Source organism: Nonomuraea sp. NPDC049714, from assembly GCF_044465295.1.
Classification (GTDB): domain Bacteria; phylum Actinomycetota; class Actinomycetes; order Streptosporangiales; family Streptosporangiaceae; genus Nonomuraea.
Genome location: NZ_JBITLM010000003.1, coordinates 824,515 through 840,633 on the forward strand (window position 1 = coordinate 824,515; position 16,119 = coordinate 840,633).

The 16,119-nt window shown below is 70.5% G+C and carries 19 protein-coding genes; 6 read left to right on the plus strand and 13 right to left on the minus strand.

Annotation, left to right across the window (positions count from 1 at the left end; genetic code table 11):
• Positions 1 to 24: 24 nt before the first annotated feature.
• The 5 genes from ACIBQX_RS17195 to ACIBQX_RS17215 all read right to left on the minus strand — a co-directional run bounded on the left by ACIBQX_RS17195 (position 25) and on the right by ACIBQX_RS17215 (position 4,677).
• Positions 25 to 1,284: an HD-GYP domain-containing protein gene (locus tag ACIBQX_RS17195; RefSeq protein WP_397005381.1), complete on the minus strand. Its 1,260-nt coding sequence runs from the start codon at positions 1,282 to 1,284 to the stop codon at positions 25 to 27.
• Positions 1,281 to 2,636: an HD-GYP domain-containing protein gene (locus ACIBQX_RS17200; RefSeq protein WP_397005383.1), complete on the minus strand. Its 1,356-nt coding sequence runs from the start codon at positions 2,634 to 2,636 to the stop codon at positions 1,281 to 1,283. Before ACIBQX_RS17200 ends, ACIBQX_RS17195 begins: the two co-directional genes overlap by 4 nt.
• A 224-nt stretch (positions 2,637 to 2,860) precedes the next feature.
• Entirely contained in the window at positions 2,861 to 3,799 is a 939-nt protein-coding gene (locus tag ACIBQX_RS17205) for an NAD-dependent epimerase/dehydratase family protein (RefSeq protein WP_397005385.1), read from the minus strand.
• Between the two features lie 9 nt (positions 3,800 to 3,808).
• The gene (gene rsrA / locus ACIBQX_RS17210; RefSeq protein WP_397005387.1) at positions 3,809 to 4,075 is read right to left on the minus strand and encodes a mycothiol system anti-sigma-R factor; all 267 of its coding nucleotides are present in this window, start codon (positions 4,073 to 4,075) and stop codon (positions 3,809 to 3,811) included.
• Positions 4,072 to 4,677 carry a sigma-70 family RNA polymerase sigma factor gene (locus tag ACIBQX_RS17215; protein WP_397005389.1) on the minus strand — a complete coding sequence of 202 codons (606 nt, stop codon included), beginning with the start codon at positions 4,675 to 4,677 and terminating at the stop codon, positions 4,072 to 4,074. The genes rsrA and ACIBQX_RS17215 overlap by 4 nt, the downstream gene beginning before the upstream one ends.
• A 232-nt stretch (positions 4,678 to 4,909) precedes the next feature.
• On the opposite strand from ACIBQX_RS17215, the gene ACIBQX_RS17220 reads away from it, so the two are divergent.
• A complete protein-coding gene (locus tag ACIBQX_RS17220) occupies positions 4,910 to 5,650 on the plus strand; it encodes a class I SAM-dependent methyltransferase (RefSeq protein ID WP_397005391.1) in 741 nt (246 codons plus the stop codon).
• Between the two features lie 79 nt (positions 5,651 to 5,729).
• Here ACIBQX_RS17220 and ACIBQX_RS17225 read toward each other — a convergent pair whose 3' ends face one another.
• On the minus strand, positions 5,730 to 6,062 hold the full coding sequence (locus ACIBQX_RS17225) for a TraR/DksA family transcriptional regulator (protein ID WP_397005393.1): 333 nt from the start codon (positions 6,060 to 6,062) through the stop codon (positions 5,730 to 5,732).
• 150 nt (positions 6,063 to 6,212) lie between these two features.
• Entirely contained in the window at positions 6,213 to 6,959 is a 747-nt protein-coding gene (locus ACIBQX_RS17230; protein ID WP_397005395.1) for an SOS response-associated peptidase, read from the minus strand.
• A gap of 81 nt (positions 6,960 to 7,040) precedes the next feature.
• On the opposite strand from ACIBQX_RS17230, the gene aroA reads away from it, so the two are divergent.
• Positions 7,041 to 8,330: a 3-phosphoshikimate 1-carboxyvinyltransferase gene (gene aroA, locus ACIBQX_RS17235; RefSeq protein WP_397005397.1), complete on the plus strand. Its 1,290-nt coding sequence runs from the start codon at positions 7,041 to 7,043 to the stop codon at positions 8,328 to 8,330.
• A gap of 34 nt (positions 8,331 to 8,364) precedes the next feature.
• Positions 8,365 to 9,399 (plus strand): ribosome small subunit-dependent GTPase A, encoded by a 1,035-nt coding sequence (rsgA, locus tag ACIBQX_RS17240; RefSeq protein ID WP_397005457.1) that lies wholly within the window; start codon positions 8,365 to 8,367, stop codon positions 9,397 to 9,399.
• Between the two features lie 34 nt (positions 9,400 to 9,433).
• On the opposite strand, the gene ACIBQX_RS17245 is transcribed toward rsgA, so the two are convergent.
• Positions 9,434 to 9,880 carry a DUF4442 domain-containing protein gene (locus ACIBQX_RS17245; protein ID WP_397005399.1) on the minus strand — a complete coding sequence of 149 codons (447 nt, stop codon included), beginning with the start codon at positions 9,878 to 9,880 and terminating at the stop codon, positions 9,434 to 9,436.
• 100 nt (positions 9,881 to 9,980) lie between these two features.
• On the opposite strand from ACIBQX_RS17245, the gene hisN reads away from it, so the two are divergent.
• Complete coding sequence (gene hisN / locus ACIBQX_RS17250) at positions 9,981 to 10,775, plus strand: histidinol-phosphatase (RefSeq protein WP_397005401.1); 795 nt, start codon at positions 9,981 to 9,983, stop codon at positions 10,773 to 10,775.
• On the opposite strand, the gene ACIBQX_RS17255 is transcribed toward hisN, so the two are convergent.
• The 4 genes from ACIBQX_RS17255 to ACIBQX_RS17270 are packed head-to-tail and all read right to left on the minus strand — an operon-like array spanning position 10,753 to position 13,208.
• Complete coding sequence (locus tag ACIBQX_RS17255) at positions 10,753 to 11,628, minus strand: fructosamine kinase family protein (RefSeq protein ID WP_397005403.1); 876 nt, start codon at positions 11,626 to 11,628, stop codon at positions 10,753 to 10,755. The genes hisN and ACIBQX_RS17255 overlap by 23 nt on opposite strands.
• On the minus strand, positions 11,625 to 12,110 hold the full coding sequence (locus tag ACIBQX_RS17260; RefSeq protein ID WP_397005405.1) for a low molecular weight protein-tyrosine-phosphatase: 486 nt from the start codon (positions 12,108 to 12,110) through the stop codon (positions 11,625 to 11,627). Before ACIBQX_RS17260 ends, ACIBQX_RS17255 begins: the two co-directional genes overlap by 4 nt.
• Before the next feature lie 18 nt (positions 12,111 to 12,128).
• Entirely contained in the window at positions 12,129 to 12,305 is a 177-nt protein-coding gene (locus ACIBQX_RS17265; RefSeq protein ID WP_397005407.1) for a hypothetical protein, read from the minus strand.
• Positions 12,306 to 12,320: 15 nt separating this feature from the next.
• The gene (locus tag ACIBQX_RS17270; RefSeq protein ID WP_397005409.1) at positions 12,321 to 13,208 is read right to left on the minus strand and encodes a phenylalanine 4-monooxygenase; all 888 of its coding nucleotides are present in this window, start codon (positions 13,206 to 13,208) and stop codon (positions 12,321 to 12,323) included.
• A 126-nt stretch (positions 13,209 to 13,334) separates the two neighbouring features.
• On the opposite strand from ACIBQX_RS17270, the gene ACIBQX_RS17275 reads away from it, so the two are divergent.
• Together ACIBQX_RS17275 and ACIBQX_RS17280 are read left to right on the plus strand one after the other, a co-directional pair.
• Positions 13,335 to 13,787: an Lrp/AsnC family transcriptional regulator gene (locus ACIBQX_RS17275; protein WP_397005411.1), complete on the plus strand. Its 453-nt coding sequence runs from the start codon at positions 13,335 to 13,337 to the stop codon at positions 13,785 to 13,787.
• Between the two features lie 789 nt (positions 13,788 to 14,576).
• Complete coding sequence (locus ACIBQX_RS17280; protein ID WP_397005413.1) at positions 14,577 to 15,887, plus strand: PQQ-binding-like beta-propeller repeat protein; 1,311 nt, start codon at positions 14,577 to 14,579, stop codon at positions 15,885 to 15,887.
• Here the strand turns inward: ACIBQX_RS17280 and ACIBQX_RS17285 are convergent.
• A partial coding sequence (locus ACIBQX_RS17285; protein ID WP_397005415.1) for a hypothetical protein occupies positions 15,868 to 16,119 on the minus strand: 252 nt, incomplete at its 5' end. The genes ACIBQX_RS17280 and ACIBQX_RS17285 overlap by 20 nt on opposite strands.

Genomic DNA, 16,119 nt, shown 5'->3' on the forward strand with positions numbered 1-16,119 from the left:
GGCGGGCGCCCCGAGGCGCCGGGCTCAGCGCCGGTGTGACGGGCGGCCGGCGACCCGGGCCAGGGCCTCGATGGCGACGGGATCGTAGGCCGTGCCCGCGCCCAGCCTGAGCCGCTCCAGGGCGGCACCCGCACGGTCGCGGTCGGTCGAGCCGCCGAGCAGGTCGTCGTAGGCGTTGGCGACCTTGATGATGCGGCTCGACTGCGGCGGGTCCTCGCTCACCTCGTCGCACTGCCGGCTGACCAGGTCGGCGACCCGGTCGAGCACGCCCGTCTGCCTGATCACCTCGGCCCCCAGCTCGGCGATGCGGCGGGCCTGCTCCGGGTCGGTCAGCACGGTCGCGCCGCCGGGGATCGGGTCGCGCAGCGAGAGCTGGCCGATGTCGTGCATGAGCGCGGCGTACTCCAGCTCCAGCAGCTCCGGCTCGGCCATGCCCTGCTCCCTGCCGATCGCCACCGCCAGGCGGCTGACCCGGCGGGAGTGGCCCGGCTCGACGTAGCCGCCGACCTCGGTGACCCTGGACAGGGCGCGGACCGTCTGCAGGTAGGTGGCGCGGATGCCGGCGTACTTGCGGAAGGCCACCTGGGTGACGAGCAGCGGGGCGGCGAAGACCAGCAGGGCCACCAGATCCATGCTGTGCGTCGCCAGGGCCAGCAGCACGCCCGACGAGGCGACGGCGGCGGCGAGCGGGAAGGCGACGTTGAGCTCGTCGCGCACCGCCACCCTGAAGGCGGTGCGCAACTGCTCGGCCCGGAGCATGGCGGCGATCAGCACGTCGATCAGCAGGCTGAGGCTGATGAGCACCACCATCACGCCGAGCGCCGGCCACCACGTGCCCATCTCTCCCTGGGTGGCCTGGTAGAGGGGGTCGGCGAGCGGGCGGAAGGCGAAAGCGAGCAGGGCGCCGGTGAGCAGGCGGCGGGCCATCGCGTCCAGGCGCGGCGGGCGGCCGACCGCCAGGTGCGGCAGCGCGCCGGCGATCATCCCCACGGCGATCACGGCCACCACCTGGAGCGCTGAGTGGCGCAGCGGGGCCTGGCTGAGGTCGAGCAGCAGCGTGTAGCCGAGCGCGGCGGCGGCGCCGACGGGGGCCACCTCCCTGTTGCCCGGCATCGTCAGCCTGGCGAGCTCGCCGGCCGCGATGAGCGCGCCGAACCCGACCGCGATCTCGGGCCGGTCGAGACCCACCGCGCAGGTGTGCGCGATCCCGGCCACGGCGATCAGGGCGGCCGCGCAGATGAGCAGCAGCTGCCCGGTCCCGAGCCGCTGGTGGGTGCGCGTCACAGTCCCGTCACCACTTGGATGGGCATGGTCGGGTCGTCGTGGTCCTTGGTGAGGGTGTCGGCGTCCCCGGGAGGCGGCGGGTCGACGCGGCCCGGCGGCTGCCACGGGTCGCGCTCCAGCGCGCGCATGAAGGCCTCCACCATGACCGGGTCGAAGTGGGTGCCCGCGCCCTTGCGCAGCTCCTCCACGGCCACCTCGACGGGCCTGGCGCCGCGGTAGGCGCGGTCGGAGGTCATCGAGTCGAACGCGTCGGCCACGGCGATGATCCGGGCGAACTCCGGGATCTCGTCGGCGGCCAGCCCCATCGGGTAGCCCTTGCCGTCGTGGCGCTCGTGATGGTGCATGATCCCGGCGAACGCCTCGTCCAGGAAGTCGATCCCCTGCACGATCTCCAGCCCGCGCATGGGATGGAGCTGGATCGCGGCGAACTCCTCCTCCGTCAGCGGCCCGTCCTTCTGCAGCACCTTGGTGGGCACGCCGAGCTTGCCCACGTCGTGCAGCATGCCGGCGTAGCGGATGGCCCGCAGCCGCTCCAGCCCCATGCCCACCTCGTGCGCGATCATGGAGGAGGCGAGCGAGACGCGGGTGCAGTGACCCCGGGTGTAGTAGTCCTTGGTCTCCACCGCCTGGCACAGCGCCGCGATGGTGGCGTCGTAGGAGCGCTGCTGCGCGTGATACTGACCGAACGCCCACCGGGCCACGAACAGCGGCAGCAGCACGAGCACGGCCGAGATGGACTGCACGGTCGCCCACAGCCCGGCCACCAGCAGCCCGAACGTCCCGTAGCCCAGATAGGACAGCAGGAACTGGGTCAGCCCGCGCAGCGGCACCTCCAGGGCGCTGACGTTGGCGGCCAGTCTGATCATGGTGAGCGTGAGCAGGATGTTGAGCGGCACGAACACGGCGGTGGCCGCGGCGTAGGGGCCGATGAGATCGTCGAAGGCGTTGACCTTAGGCACCCCGACGGCGCCGCCGAGCCAGACGTAGACGCCGCCGGCCGCGTAGCCGCAGATGGCGAACTGCGCGCCGTTGAACACCCGTTTGATCAGCGGCAGCCCCGGCCGCACGCTCAGCGTGGCCGTGAGGCCCACCAGCGCCGCCCCTTCAGGCCCGATGAGCACCACCGCGGCCAGTGCCGCCGAGAAGCTGACCGACACCGCGAACTGCTCCACGTTGAGCAGGGTCGGCATCGACTCGCACACCAGGAACAGCAGGACGAGCACGAGCAGCACGTCGAGATTCTCCGGGGCCACCAGGCTCCCGGAGGTGATCAGACTGCGCCCGATGAGGGCCGCCGCCGCGCCGATGACGGCGAGCAGGTAGACCCTCGCGGGCCACGGCAGATCACGCATTGCGGCCCCCCACCAGCACTCAGGTCCAGGAAACCCCGGGAGGTGCGGCTCCGCCCGCCAGCACCAGGACCACAGGGGTGATGAGCACGACGACCGTGAACAGCCGGACGATCGTAGCCTTCAACATCCACTCGCCTCCACGTCTACTTCTGGGCTCACGCTACAGAAGAAGGGGCGATCACATGGGCGGAGTCGAAAATCGCAAGCAAAGCGTAATCAACCAACTACCTGGGGCGACTCCGGGCCCATTCGGCGGTGAGCTTCACGCCGGTGGCCAGGTCGACGCGTGGCTCCCAGCCGAGCCCCTCGAAGGCGGGCACCGGATCGACCGCCATCGCCGGCAGGTCGCCCTCGCGCGGCTGGGCGAAACCCGGCTTGTCGGGGGCCCCGGCCGCGTCGGCGATCAGCGAGTGGAGCCTGCGGTCGGTGGTCTGGATGCCGGTGCCGAGGTTGAACCTGCGGCCGTTGCCCTCGGCCCCGCCGGCGCGTACGAGGCCGTCGACCACGTCGTCGACGTAGACGTAGTCGCGGGTCTGGGTGCCGTCGCCGTACAGGACCGTCGGGGTGCCGGCGAGCAGCGCGTCGGTGAAGATCGAGACGACGCCCGCCTCGCCTTCAGGTGACTGGCGCGGGCCGTACACGTTGGACAGGACGAGGGTGGTGTACTCGATCCCGTGCAGGGCGCGGAACATGGCGAGGTAGGTCTCTGCGCTCAGCTTGGAGGCGGCGTACGGCGAGCGCGGATCGGTCGCGGCGTCACCCGGGACCGGGATCGTGGTCGGTCTGCCGTAGACGGCGACGGAGGAGGCGAACACCACCTTGCGCGCGCTGCCCTCACGGGCGGCGACCAGCGTCGCGGCGGTGCCCTCCACGTTGATCCTGGCGTCGTGCACCGGATCGGCCACACTCCTGCGCACACTGATCTGCGCGGCGAGGTGGAAGACCACCTCGGGACGCAGCTCGGCGGTCAGCCGGACCAGCGCGGGATCGCGGATGTCCAGCTCGTGCAGGGTGAACCGGTCGCTCTCGAAGGCTCCGGCCAGGTTGCCGCGGCTGCCGGACGACAGGTCGTCGACCGCCACGACCTCGTGCCCGTCGGCGAGCATGCGATCGACGAGATGAGACCCGATGAACCCGGCACCCCCGGTGACAAGCAAGCGCATGGGGGAATCCTAGTCGGCCAGCTCGGACCTTACCTGCGCGATGCGGGCCAGCACCCTGGCGCGCAGGTCATCTGGCACCGGATCGCAGCCGCACTTCTTGGCCACCAGCGCCTTGATCGCCTTGTCCAGGTCGTACTCCTGCAGGCAGGGGCCGCACTCGTCGAGATGCACGCGGATGTGTGACACGTCGTGCTCGGTCAACTCGCCGTCGAGATAGGCGTAGACCTTGTCCAGGACTTCGCGACAGTCGGTCTCGTGCGGCTTGCCACAGCTCATTTGGATCCCTCCGTCGGGACCAGGCCACGCTCGCGAGCATAGTCCTCGAGAAGGCCCCGCAACTGCCTGCGCCCACGGTGCAGCCTCGACATGACGGTGCCGATGGGAGTGCCCATGATCTCGGCGATCTCCTTGTAGGGGAAGCCCTCGACGTCGGCGAGGTAGACCGCGATCCTGAACTCCTCAGGCAGCGCCGCGAGTGCTTGCTTGACGTCTCCGTCGGGCAGGTGGTCAAGGGCCTCGACCTCGGCGGACTTCAGGCCGCTCGAAGTGTGGGACTCAGCCCGCGCGAGCTGCCAGTCCTCGATCTCCTCGGTGCCGGACTGCTTGGGCTCACGCTGTTTCTTGCGATAACTGTTGATGAAGGTGTTCGTCAGGATCCGGTAGAGCCAGGCCTTGAGATTGGTGCCTTCCTGGAACTGGTGGAACGACGCGAACGCCTTGGCGAAGGTCTCCTGAAGCAGGTCCTCCGCGTCAGCGGGGTTCCGGGTCATCCGGAGCGCCGCAGAGTAAAGCTGTTCGAGATACGGCATGACGTCGCGCTCGAATCGGTCGCTCCGCTGCTCCAGAGTCTCCGCGCCTGTCGCGGGCACCGGACCCACCCCCCTAAGATCACCGGTGGCCGGCTGTGGCGGGACACCGTTCTCAGGGGAGAATACCCGCTTGTCAGCGACCGGCCGGTCACTGGGGAGGGGTTCGAGCAATGTGAGCATGCTCGTCGCAACACGCCCGCGCCTTCGTCTGTTCCCGCAAGATAGAAGGTGACGAACAACCCGGTGCGGGGAAAACCATACGTACCGGCTGGTAGCCATTTCCGGAACCCAGGAGTCGCGCGTGCTGCCCATTCCGGCCGAGGAACTCAACGGCTCAGGGACGCTGGGGCCGTACTGGACCTTCTACCGCGCCGTCGTCGCCGAACAACTCAGCAGGTGGTTGCCCAGCGCGCCGTCCGTCGTCCTCGACCTGTCCGGCGGCCGCGGGCACTGGTCGAGCCAGGCGGCGCGGGCCGGGCACCGCGTGATCGAGGTGCTCGACTTCCGCCGCGCCGCCGAGGGCCCGAGCCGATTGCACGACGCCGACCTGGTCCGCCATGTGCGCGCCGACGACCTGTCGTTCCTGCCTGACGAGAGCGTCGACGCGGTGGTCGCCGAGGAGCGGGCGATGTCGATCGAGCTGATGGCCGAGTCGGCGATGAGCGACGTGGCCCGCGTGCTCAAGCCGGGCGGCCGGGCGCTGGTGTGCGTCGACTCCCTGGTGCTCGGCATGGCGATCCTGGCCGAGCAGGAGCAGTGGCAGCACCTCCGGCAGACGGGCGAGGTCATGCTGGTGCCGTGGCCCGACGGCAGCATCACCCGCTGCTTCAGCAGTGGGCAGCTCCGCGAGCTGCTGGTGGGCGCCGGACTGGAGGTGGAGTGGATGCGGCCGCGTACGGTGCTGTCCCCTTCCACGGTCGATCACGTGCTCGGCTCCGACACCAGGACGATGTCCTACCTGGTCCGCACCGAGCTTGAGGCCCATCCGGACGACGACGACACGGTGGGCATCCACCTGGTGGCCAGCGCCCGCAAAGCCTGAGTGACCGTAAGAGCTGAGTGACCGTAAAGCTGACGGGCCGTAAGAGCTGAGTGACCGTAAAGCCGACGGCCAGTGAGAGCTAGCGGCGGCGCTCCCGCTTGCCCTGGCACTGCACGCACCTGGCCGCCTCGGGCCGCGCCTCCAGTCGTCCCTCGGGCACCGGCCTGCAGCAGTCGACGCACTCGCCGTAGGCGCCCTCGTCGAGGCGCTTGAGCGCGTCCAGGACGGCCCTGCGATGGGTGGTCGCCACGGCGAGCATGGCCTGGGCGCGGTCGGTGTCCGTCAGGTCGGCGCCCGCGTCGGCCGCCGACCGGTCGCGGATCGACGCCGGATCGCCCTGGAGCACCCCGATCGATCGATCCAGCTCCGAAAGCATGTCTGTCAGCCGCTCACGAGCGGTCGTGACGTCCACGAATCCGCACCTCCGGGAGGATGAGGGCAACCCGCGGCGGAAGTCCCCGGTGATCCCGCCCGGCGCAAGGGGGCATGTCTGGCGGTGACTCCGAGTGAACGGATGCATCGCTTTCCTCACCGGATGCCCACTTAGCGTGCTTCTTACACCTTAGAAAAGGCCGCTGTCGTCTTCCGGAGACAATGGTCTGATCAGGTCCGGGCCATTGTTCCGGACATTGTTGACGTCGGTGCTGACCGGGTCCGCGGTCAGCCTGCCGGGCTGCGCCGGCACCAGCAGCCCGGAGGCGAGCCCGGCGTCGGTGAGTTTCGGATCGAGCCATTCGGCCCACCGCTCCGGCTCGATCATCATCGGCATCCGGTCATGGATGCGCCCGAGCTCGTCCTCCGCGTCCGTGGTGATGACCGTGCAGGTCACCAGCCACTTCAGCGGATCGTCGTCGTCGCGCCCCGGATCCTTCCAGAACTCGTACAGCCCGGCCATCGCGAGCACCCCGCCGTCCGCCGGGTGGATGAAATACGGCTGTTTCTTCTTCTTGTCGCCTTCGACCGGCATCCACTCGAAGTAGCCGTCCGCCGGGAGCAGGCACCGCCGCTTGGCGAACGCCTGGCGGTAGGACGGCTTCTCCGCCACCGTCTCGATCCTGGCGTTGATCATGCGCGAGCCGACCGACGGGTCCTTCGCCCAGGCCGGCACCAGCCCCCACTTCACCACGCGCAGCTGCCGCACCGCCCGCTCGGCGTCCTTGGGCACCCGGCTGAGCACGGCGTAGACGTTCTTGGTCGGCGCCACGTTGTAGTCGGGGCCGAGCTCCTTGTCCGGATCGCCGTCGAGCTCCACCTGGAACTCCTCCAGGAGCTGGTGCTTGTCCCGCGCCGAGGCATATCTACCGCACATGTCACCACACTGCCATGTACGCCTTTCGCACGCGCGATCGCGCTGTGACCCCGGCCGCACCCTGGCCAGTAAACTTCGAGCATGTCCAACGAGCACTGGCCCGCCCCCGTCGCCACCGGACCGATCGTGGCATCCGTCTCGCTGCCCGGCTCCAAGTCGGTGACCAACCGCGCGCTGCTGCTCGCCGCCCTCGCCGACGGCCCCGGTGTCGTACGGCAGGCGCTGCGCAGCCGTGACGCCGATCTGATGGTCGCGGCGCTGCGTGCCCTGGGCGCCACCCTCACACCGCTGGCCGAGACCAGCTCCAGCGTCGACTGGCGGGTGCTGCCGGGCGAGATCCGCGGCGGCGTGGCCGTCGACGCGGGCCTGGCCGGGACGGTGATGCGGTTCGTCCCGCCGATGGCCGCGCTGGCCGACGGCCCGGTCTCCTTCGACGGTGACCCGCACGCCCGTAAGCGCCCGATGGGCCCCATCCTGGACGCCCTGCGCGCGCTGGGCGCCCGGGTCGACGGCGACGCCCTGCCGTTCACCGTCCACGGCCCGCTCACCGGCGGCGAGGTCACGGTCGACGCCTCGGCCTCCTCACAGTTCGTCTCGGGGCTGCTGCTGACGGCCGCCCGCTTCGCCAAGGGCGTCACGATCCGCCACGTGGGCCCGCCCGTCCCGTCCCAGCCGCACATCAGGATGACGATCCACATGCTCCGCACGGCCGGGGTCGTGGTCGACGACACCGAGCCGGACGTCTGGCGGGTGGAGCCGGGCCCGATCGCCGGCCGTGACTGGGTGGTCGAGCCCGACCTGTCCAACGCCGCCCCCTTCCTGGCCGCCGCCCTGGTCACGGGCGGCACGGTCACCGTCCCCGGCTGGCCGCTGCGCACCACCCAGCCGGGTGACGCCCTGCGCGGCCTGCTCGCGGACATGGGCGCCACGGTCGGCCTGGCCGGCGCGTCCGGCGAGACGGCCGACCTCGTGGTCGGCGGCACCAGCGACATCTCCGGGATCGACGCCGACCTGCGCGAGGTCGGCGAGCTGACGCCGACGATCGCCGTGCTGGCGGCGCTGGCCGGGTCGCCGAGCCGGATCCGGGGCGTCGCCCACCTGCGCGGCCACGAGACCGACCGGCTGGCCGCGCTCGTCACCGAGATCAACCGCCTCGGCGGCGACGCGGAGGAGACGGACGACGGCCTGATCGTCCGGCCGCGTCCGCTGCACGGCGGCACGTTCCGCAGCTACGACGACCACCGCATGGCCACAGCGGGAGCGGTGCTCGGCCTCGCGGTGCGCGGCGTCGAGGTGGAGAACATCGCGACGACGGGTAAGACACTCCCGGAGTTCGCGGCGATGTGGGCGTCGATGCTGGACGCCCGATGACCGGTCAGGGCCTCGAGTTCAGGGGAGCGGACCGCTGAGAAAGCGGGAGTACGACGAGGACGACGTACGGGTCAGGCCGGGCAAGGGCTCCAGGCCGCGGACCCGCATCCGGCCTGCGCATGAGGACGCCGTGCAGGGGTTCGTGGTGGCGGTCGACCGCGGCCGCTACACCACGCTGATCGAGCCGGAGCGCGCCAAGGGCTCGGCCGCCAAGCGCAGGCAGCAGGAGCCCCGCCTGGTCGTCGCCATGAAGGCGCGCGAGCTGGGCCGCAAGGGCATCGTGGTGGGGGACCGGGTCGCCCTGGTCGGCGACGTCTCCGGGGAGCCGGACCGCCTGGCCAGGGTCGTCAGGGTGGAGCCGCGCACCTCGATGCTGCGCCGCTCCGCCGACGACACCGAGGACACCGACGGCATCGAGCGTCCCGTCGTGGCCAACGCCGACCAGTTGGTCATCGTGACCGCCCTGGCCGACCCGCCGCCCCGCCCCCGCATGATCGACCGGATCCTGGTGGCCGCCTTCGACGCTGAGATCGACGCCCTGCTCTGCCTCACCAAGGCCGACCTGGCCCCGCCGGACGACCTGGTGGCGCTCTACGACCCGCTCGGCGTCGAGCACGTCGTCGTGCACAAGGGCGGCACGCTGGACGAGCTGCGCGACCACCTCGCCGGCCGCATCAGCGTCCTGGTCGGCCACTCGGGCGTGGGCAAGTCGACCCTGGTCAACGCCCTCGTCCCGGACGCGAACCGGGCGGTCTCGCAGGTCAACGCGGTCACCGGCCGGGGCCGCCACACCTCCACCTCGGCCGTGGCGCTGGCGCTCCCCGAAGGCGGCTGGATCATCGACACGCCGGGCGTGCGCAGCTTCGGCCTCGCGCACGTGTCGGTGGAGACGGTTCTGGCGGGCTTCCCCGACCTGATCGAAGGCACGGTTCACTGCCCCAAGGGCTGCACCCACCTGGCCGCCGAGTGCGCGCTGGACGACTGGGTGAGGCAGGGCCACGCCGATCCCACCCGCCTGGAGTCCCTGCGCCGCCTCCTGGCCAGCCGCGAGGGCACGCCCGACGACTGACCCCGATGACCGACCCCGGGGAGGCCGGCGAAGGTCAGGGCCGGTTGGGCCGCAGCGTCCAGCCGACGGTGAGCGTGGCGACCACGACGCCGTCGGCGTTGCTGACCTCCACCTCCACGTCGAACTCCGGCCGCTCCCCCGCGTCCAGCTTCGCCACCACGTCCTCGCGCGCGCCCAGCAGGCGGGCCTCGGCCGTCACCTCGCCCCTGGCGAGCTTGTGATAGCGGATGGTGGACGCGGTGGCGAGCGGCACCGCGCGGCTGAGCTGGTCGCCGAAGGCGGTCAGCATGGCGGCGCCCGAGGCGGACTCCGCCAGGGTGAACAGGGCGCCCGCGTGCGGGCCCGCCACGTGGTTGTGCAGATCCGCCCGGTCGGGCAGGCGGCAGGTGGCGCGGCCGTCGCCGGCCGAGTCGAAGACGATGCCGAGCGTGCGGGCGAAGGGCACCGTCTGGAGCAGGAACTCTCCGGCGTCTAGGGACATGCCCCACATGCTACTGGGGAGTAACCGGAAGCGGACTTACCCGAAAAGACGCGCCGGGTGACTGATGCTCGGCATACCTGGCACGGTAGCGTGACTGTTCGTGCACGGTTATACCGATGATCTACGCCTCGCTCACGTCATGGCGGACGCCGCCGATGATCTGACCATGCGGCGCTTCAAGGCGGTCGACCTCAAGGTCGAGACCAAGCCGGACCTGACGCCGGTCAGCGACGCGGACCGGGCCGTCGAGGAGACGATCCGGGGGACGCTGCGCCGTGCCAGGCCACGCGACGCGGTCGTCGGCGAGGAGTTCGGCAAGACCGGCTGGGGCGCCAGGTCGTGGGTGATCGATCCCATCGACGGCACCAAGAACTACGTGCGCGGCGTGCCCGTCTGGGCGACCCTGATCGCGCTGATGGAGTACGGCAAGGTCGTCGTCGGCGTCGTGTCGGCCCCCGCGCTGGGGCGGCGCTGGTGGGCCTCCACCGACGGCGGCGCCTGGACCGGCAGGAGCCTGACCAAGGCGACCCGGATGCGGGTCTCGTCGGTCTCCAGCCTGAGCGACGCCTCCTTCTCCTACTCCAGCTTCGGCGGCTGGGAGAAGACCGGCCGCCTGGACAACTTCCTCGACCTGAGCCGCGCCTGCTGGCGCACCCGGGCCTACGGCGACTTCTGGTCCCACATGATGGTGGCCGAGGGCTCGGTGGACCTGTCGGCCGAGCCGGAGCTGTCGCCGTGGGACATGGCGGCGCTCACCGTGATCGTCGAGGAGGCCGGCGGCACCTGGACCGACGTCGCGGGCGTCAACAGCCTGGAGGGCGGCAGCCTGGTCTGCACCAACGGCCTCCTGCACGACGAGGTGCTCAGGCGGCTCACAGCTCCAGCACCCGGGTGACGGCGGCCATCAGGCCGTCCCGATAGCCCTCGCCGAAGAGCACCACGTGCACCAGCAGCGGATGCAGCTGGTGCAGCGGAACCCGCTCCCGCCAGCCGTCCGCGAGCGGCGCCTCCTCGTGATAGGCGCCGAGTATCCGGTCGAGGTACGGAGCGCCGAACAGCGCCAGCATGGCCAGATCCGTCTCACGGTGGCCGCCGTGCGCCGCCGGGTCGACGAGCACGCCGGTGCCGCAGGACCAGAGCAGGTTACCGCCCCACAGGTCGCCGTGGATGCGGGCGGGCGGCTCCGGCTCCCCCGCCACCTCACCGAACCGGTCAACGGCCCGCTCGATCAGCTGAACGTCTCGCGTAGGCAGCCGCGCTCGCCGTACGAAGGGCAGAACGCGGCGGGAGGCGTAGAAGGCCGGCCAGTCCTCGGCGGGCGCGTTGCTCATCGGCAGGTCGGCGATGAAGCCGGGCCAGGGCGCGCCGAAGGCGGGCGCCCCGGCCTGGTGCAGGCGGGCCAGGTCGCGCCCGAAGCGTTCGGCGGCGACGGCGGTGGGCGGCTCCTGGCGCACCCACGACAGCACGAGCCGGTCCTCGGCGACCTCGATCACCTCCGGCACGGTGATCGCCTCCCCGAGCCACCGCAGCCCGGCGGCCTCGGAGGCGAACACGAGCTGGGAGGTGAGCGCCGCCTCGGATGTGAGCGCCGCCTCGGATGTGAGCGCCGCCTCGGATGTGAGCGCCGCCTCGGAGGTGAGCGCCTGCCCAGGCTCCTGGATCTTGGCGAACACCTCGCGCCCGTCGCCCAGCACGCCCCGCCGCAGCCGCCGGCCGTGGGACGTGCCGAGTTCGTCAGTCCACCTCATCGGCCGATCTCGTCGGCGATGTGCCTGGCCACGCCCTCGGCAGCGGTCTCGACCAGGGTGAGGACCTCCTCGAAGCCTTCGTCGCCGCCGTAGTAGGGGTCGGGCACTTCGGCGCCGGCCGGCGCATCCGGGTCGAAGGAGCGGAACAGCCGCACCTCCACCCCGGCGGGCGCCAGCCCGCGCATGAACGCCTGGTTGTCGCGGTCCATGGCCAGCACCAGGTCGTAGCGGTCGAACCAGTCGGCGGTGAACTGCCTGGCGCTGTGCTCGGAGCCGTCATACCCGTGCCGGGCCAGGATGCGCAGCGCCCGCTCGTCCATCGGCCCGCCCGTGTGCCAGCCGCCGGTGCCGGCGCTCTCCACCGCCACCTGCCCGGCCAGCCCATGATCGGCGAGCACCTTGCGGAGCACCATCTCGGCCATGGGCGAGCGGCAGATGTTTCCCATGCACACGACACATACGCGGTACGTCACAGCGGTCATGTCCTCCATCATGAGGCCTCACCTGGGACAGGTCCGAAACGAGCGCATGACGCGCTCGGTGACGCCCTCGACGGTCGCGATGCCTGCCGCCACGTTCGCACTGCCTTCTTTGATCTCCTTGGGGATGATCCGGGAGATGACCCTCTCCGACGGGGCGCTCAGCCGAAACCCCGTGATGACGGGTGGACCGAGCATGATCGCGACACGTCGCTAGGGATTCGTGGCCACGATCTTGGCGATCGAGTCGTCGTCGCAGGTGGCCCAGAAGTCCCCCACAACGTCCTCCAGATGCTGCAGCGAGTCGGCCCGGAACAATACATCCTGATATTTCGTGATGTCGTAGTGAGTCGTCCCCATCATGGCCAGGTCCAACGGCCGGACGTCCATGCCCCGGAACTCCTCGATCTCGCCGTACGACGACAGGATGCCCGCCCCGTACGCCCTGAGTTCGCCGCCGTCCAACATCACCCCGAACTCCAGCGTGAACCAGAACACCTTCGAGACGAACTCCAGCGCCGCCTCGCCCTCCACCCGTCGCGCCGCCTCCCCCGCCAGCCGGTAGAGCGCGGCATAACGGTCACTGGCCAATGCGTTGGCATGCCCGATCACCTCATGCACCACGTCGGGCTCCGGCGTGTAGAACGGCACGGAATGGTGGCGGATGTACTGCGTCGAGTGGAAGTACCCGTCGGCCAGCACACCGTAGAAGTCCCGCAACGGCACCAGCCCCGCCGCCGGCAGATATCGGAACCCGGTCAGCGGCTCCAGCAGCTCGCCGACCTCCTGAAGCTGCGGGATGCGCGTACGCGGCAGCCCGAGCCTGTCGACGCCGCCGAGGTACTCCTCCGTGGCGTAGGCGGCGTGCTTGACCGCCAGCTCCCTGGTCACCAGCGCCCAGACCTCGTGCTCCCGCTCGGTGTACTCGGCGACGGGAATGGGCGTCCCGCGCCGGTGACCGACCGCCAGCCCCGCGATCGCGTTCCGCCGAGCCCGGTAGACCGGATCCGCGAAGCCCGGATGGGACGCGGCCAGCTCGACCACCACCGACCCGTCGTCCTGCGTAGCGATCGGGGCGAAGTACTGCGCTTCCTCGAACATGTCTCAGATGACAGCAACTTCCCCGATCGCTGGCAAGAGCGCGCAGTTTCCCTGCGCGATATGCTTAATTCCGTACGGCATACTCTCGTTTACCTGTACGAATCGCGCATCCTTGGAAGGGTTACCGTGGACGATCTCGACGCTCGGTTGCTGGTGACCATGCGCGCCCACCCCCGGGTCGGACTCACCGAGCTCGCCCGGCTGCTCGGCGTCGCCCGCGGCACCGTACAGGCCCGGGTCGACAAGCTCATGGCCGGCGGCGTGATCGAGGACTTCGGGCCGACCGTCTCCCCGGCGCGGATCGGGTATCCGATCCACGCGTTCGTCTGGCTGCAGATCGCCCAGGGCCGGCTCACCGAGGCCGTCGAGGCGCTGCGCGACGTGCCGCAGATCCTGGAGGTGCACGGCACCAGCGGTCAACACGACCTGCTCTGCCGGGTCGTCGCGCGCAGCACCGACCATCTGCAGGAGATCATCGCCCACATACTGACCTCACCGGCGGTACGCCGCACCGACTCCACGATCGCCCTGTCGACGCAGATCCCCTACCGAATCGAGCCCCTGCTGCTGGCCCGCTGATAGCATCCCCTCGATCGTTATCCGGACTATTAGGGCATAGCGCGATGCCGGGCCGCCACCGGCGTCGCCATCGAAACCATGACAGACCACCCCCTCGGCTCACCGTCCAGTCCTACCCCCGAGCCCCCTCCCGGGCCCGCCCCCAGGCCTGCGCCCGACCATGCGCCCCCCACCTGGGGCCCACCCCCGCATGCCCCGGCCGAGGGCCACCAACAGCCGTGGACACCATCCGCCACCCCATACGGTCAAATCCCCGCCTCCCCGCACGGACCGCCATCTCAAGTCGCGGACAACCCGCCGGCTGCGCCAGGAAACCCGTACGGCCAGCCGCAGGATCCACCCCCGAACGGCCCTCTCCAGGGACCGTGGGGCATGCCCGGCCCCACACCCCCGCCGGGGAACGCGTACGCTCCACCACCCCAATCCCAGAGCGGCCCTCCGCAGAGCCCACTCCCCTTCGGCGGAAGCAACCCCCCGTACAGCACGCCACACCCAGTGAGCACCGGTAGCTCGAACGGCCCACCGCCCCCGGTGGAGGCCGGAAGCTCGTACGGCCCACCCTCAGCCGGGACGGGAAGCGCGTACGGCCCGCCGCCCCCGGTCGGGACCGGAAGCTGGTACGGCCCGCCGCCCCCGGCGGGAGCCGACCCATCGCCTTCCGGCGGCAGCGGTCCCTCGTACGGGCCAGCACAGGCGGCGGGGAACCCGTACGGAGCGTGGAATGCGCCGGCGCCTCAAGGTGCCGGCAATGCCGGCACCCCGCGGAAGGCGCGCGGGAAGGCCAAGGTCGTGCTCATTGTCGCGCTCAGCCTGGTCGTCCTGCTGGCCGGCGGCGGCACCGCGTGGTGGCTGATCGCGCAGCCGGGCACCTCGTCCTCCCCCACCCTCCAGGCCGGCGACGCCGAGAAGGGCGAGGCGGAAAAGCCTGCGGTGTCCGACTGGTCCGTACCCCTGCATGGAGCCGGCGGCGCGGACTTCAGCACCGGCATGGCGTTCGCGAGCTGGCTGACGGACACGACCGTCATCAGGGCGCAGAAGGAAGGCGTGCTGGCCTACGCGCTCAAGTCCGGCGAACAAGCCTGGCGCACACCGCCACCGGGTGACCACGTATGCGGCGCCACACCCGAGCTGTTCGAGGGCAAGGGCGCGTTCGCGTACGGCACCAGCAAGGTGTGCGACCACCTGGCCGGCATCGACGCCGCCACCGGCAAGATCACTTGGAAGATCAAGATCCCGGTCAGGAAGGACGGCGCACAGAGCGGCCTCATGGTCCCAGCCCTGATGTCCACCGACGGCATGATCATCGTCGAGACGGACGACACGCTGACCGCCTACCGCCTCTCCGACGGCGGCAAGGAATGGACCAAGACCATGCCGAACAAGTGCTACCTGGACGACGCCAACGCCGGCCCCGGCCGAGTCGTCGCCCTCGTCAACTGCGGATCCGCCAAGAAGAACAGCGTCCAGGTCATCCACCCGCAGACCGGCGACGTCGCCGGCAAGTACCTGATCGGCCAACTCCCGCTGATGCGGGCCATCCTGTCGGCCAAGCCGATCGTCATCCAACGCGAGATCGACGGCAAGAACGTCTTCACCCACTTCGCGGCCGCCGGCAAGGTGAGCGAGTTCACCACGGACCGGGTGGACCTCCTCACCCAGAACGGTGTCGTCTTCGTCGAAGGCGTACTCGAACAGCGCCGTTACGCAGTCCACGGCGACCGCCTCTACCTGACCACCTTCCCCGAGAAAGTGGCCAAAACCGGAGGCACAAAGAACACGGCCCTGGCCTTCGACCTCAAGACCGGCCGCCGCCTCTGGGAGTCGTCAGGCACCCAGGAAGTGACGCTCACCTACATTCGGGCCGACGACCAGGGACTCCTGGCCCTGGAAGCAGGCGAACGACACACCATCGCGCCACGCCTGATCCGCCTGGACGCCGCTACCGGCAAGGCCCAGGAGGTGGCGAAGCTCCCGCTGGAGTACGCCGGCGAGGGGTCGAGGGCCAAGGTGTTCGAGCGCGACGGCGCGGTCATCACCCTCCCGTGGTCCGCGGCGTACGGCCACAAGGCGGTCAGCTACATCACCCCCACCGCCTCCTGACCCTGCCCTCGGGCCGTGAAGGGCTGTTACTGAGCTGACGGCCCATCATCGACGCGCCCCTCCAGCCCGTGGTCATCTCTGTCAGCTCCGGGCCCAGCCTTTGTACGGGGGCCTGGTGAATACTCAGAGTGCTTGGGCGGGCCCATTCCATGAGCGCGGCCCGGCGGGCCGGTGACAGCACCACGCCCGTCGGGTACTGGTGGGCCGGGGTGAGCAGGACCGCGTCGGCCGG

Excerpts from the sequence above, each read along its gene's own strand:
- ACIBQX_RS17200 (WP_397005383.1), bottom strand. The coding sequence starts at position 2,636 with ATGCGTGATCTGCCGTGGCCCGCGAGGGTCTACCTGCTCGCCGTCATC.
- ACIBQX_RS17205 (WP_397005385.1), bottom strand. The coding sequence starts at position 3,799 with ATGCGCTTGCTTGTCACCGGGGGTGCCGGGTTCATCGGGTCTCATCTC.
- rsrA (WP_397005387.1), bottom strand. The coding sequence starts at position 4,075 with ATGAGCTGTGGCAAGCCGCACGAGACCGACTGTCGCGAAGTCCTGGAC.
- ACIBQX_RS17230 (WP_397005395.1), bottom strand. The coding sequence starts at position 6,959 with ATGTGCGGTAGATATGCCTCGGCGCGGGACAAGCACCAGCTCCTGGAG.
- aroA (WP_397005397.1), top strand. The coding sequence starts at position 7,041 with ATGTCCAACGAGCACTGGCCCGCCCCCGTCGCCACCGGACCGATCGTG.
- ACIBQX_RS17245 (WP_397005399.1), bottom strand. The coding sequence starts at position 9,880 with ATGTCCCTAGACGCCGGAGAGTTCCTGCTCCAGACGGTGCCCTTCGCC.
- ACIBQX_RS17255 (WP_397005403.1), bottom strand. The coding sequence starts at position 11,628 with ATGAGGTGGACTGACGAACTCGGCACGTCCCACGGCCGGCGGCTGCGG.
- ACIBQX_RS17260 (WP_397005405.1), bottom strand. The coding sequence starts at position 12,110 with ATGACCGCTGTGACGTACCGCGTATGTGTCGTGTGCATGGGAAACATC.
- ACIBQX_RS17265 (WP_397005407.1), bottom strand. The coding sequence starts at position 12,305 with ATGCTCGGTCCACCCGTCATCACGGGGTTTCGGCTGAGCGCCCCGTCG.
- ACIBQX_RS17270 (WP_397005409.1), bottom strand. The coding sequence starts at position 13,208 with ATGTTCGAGGAAGCGCAGTACTTCGCCCCGATCGCTACGCAGGACGAC.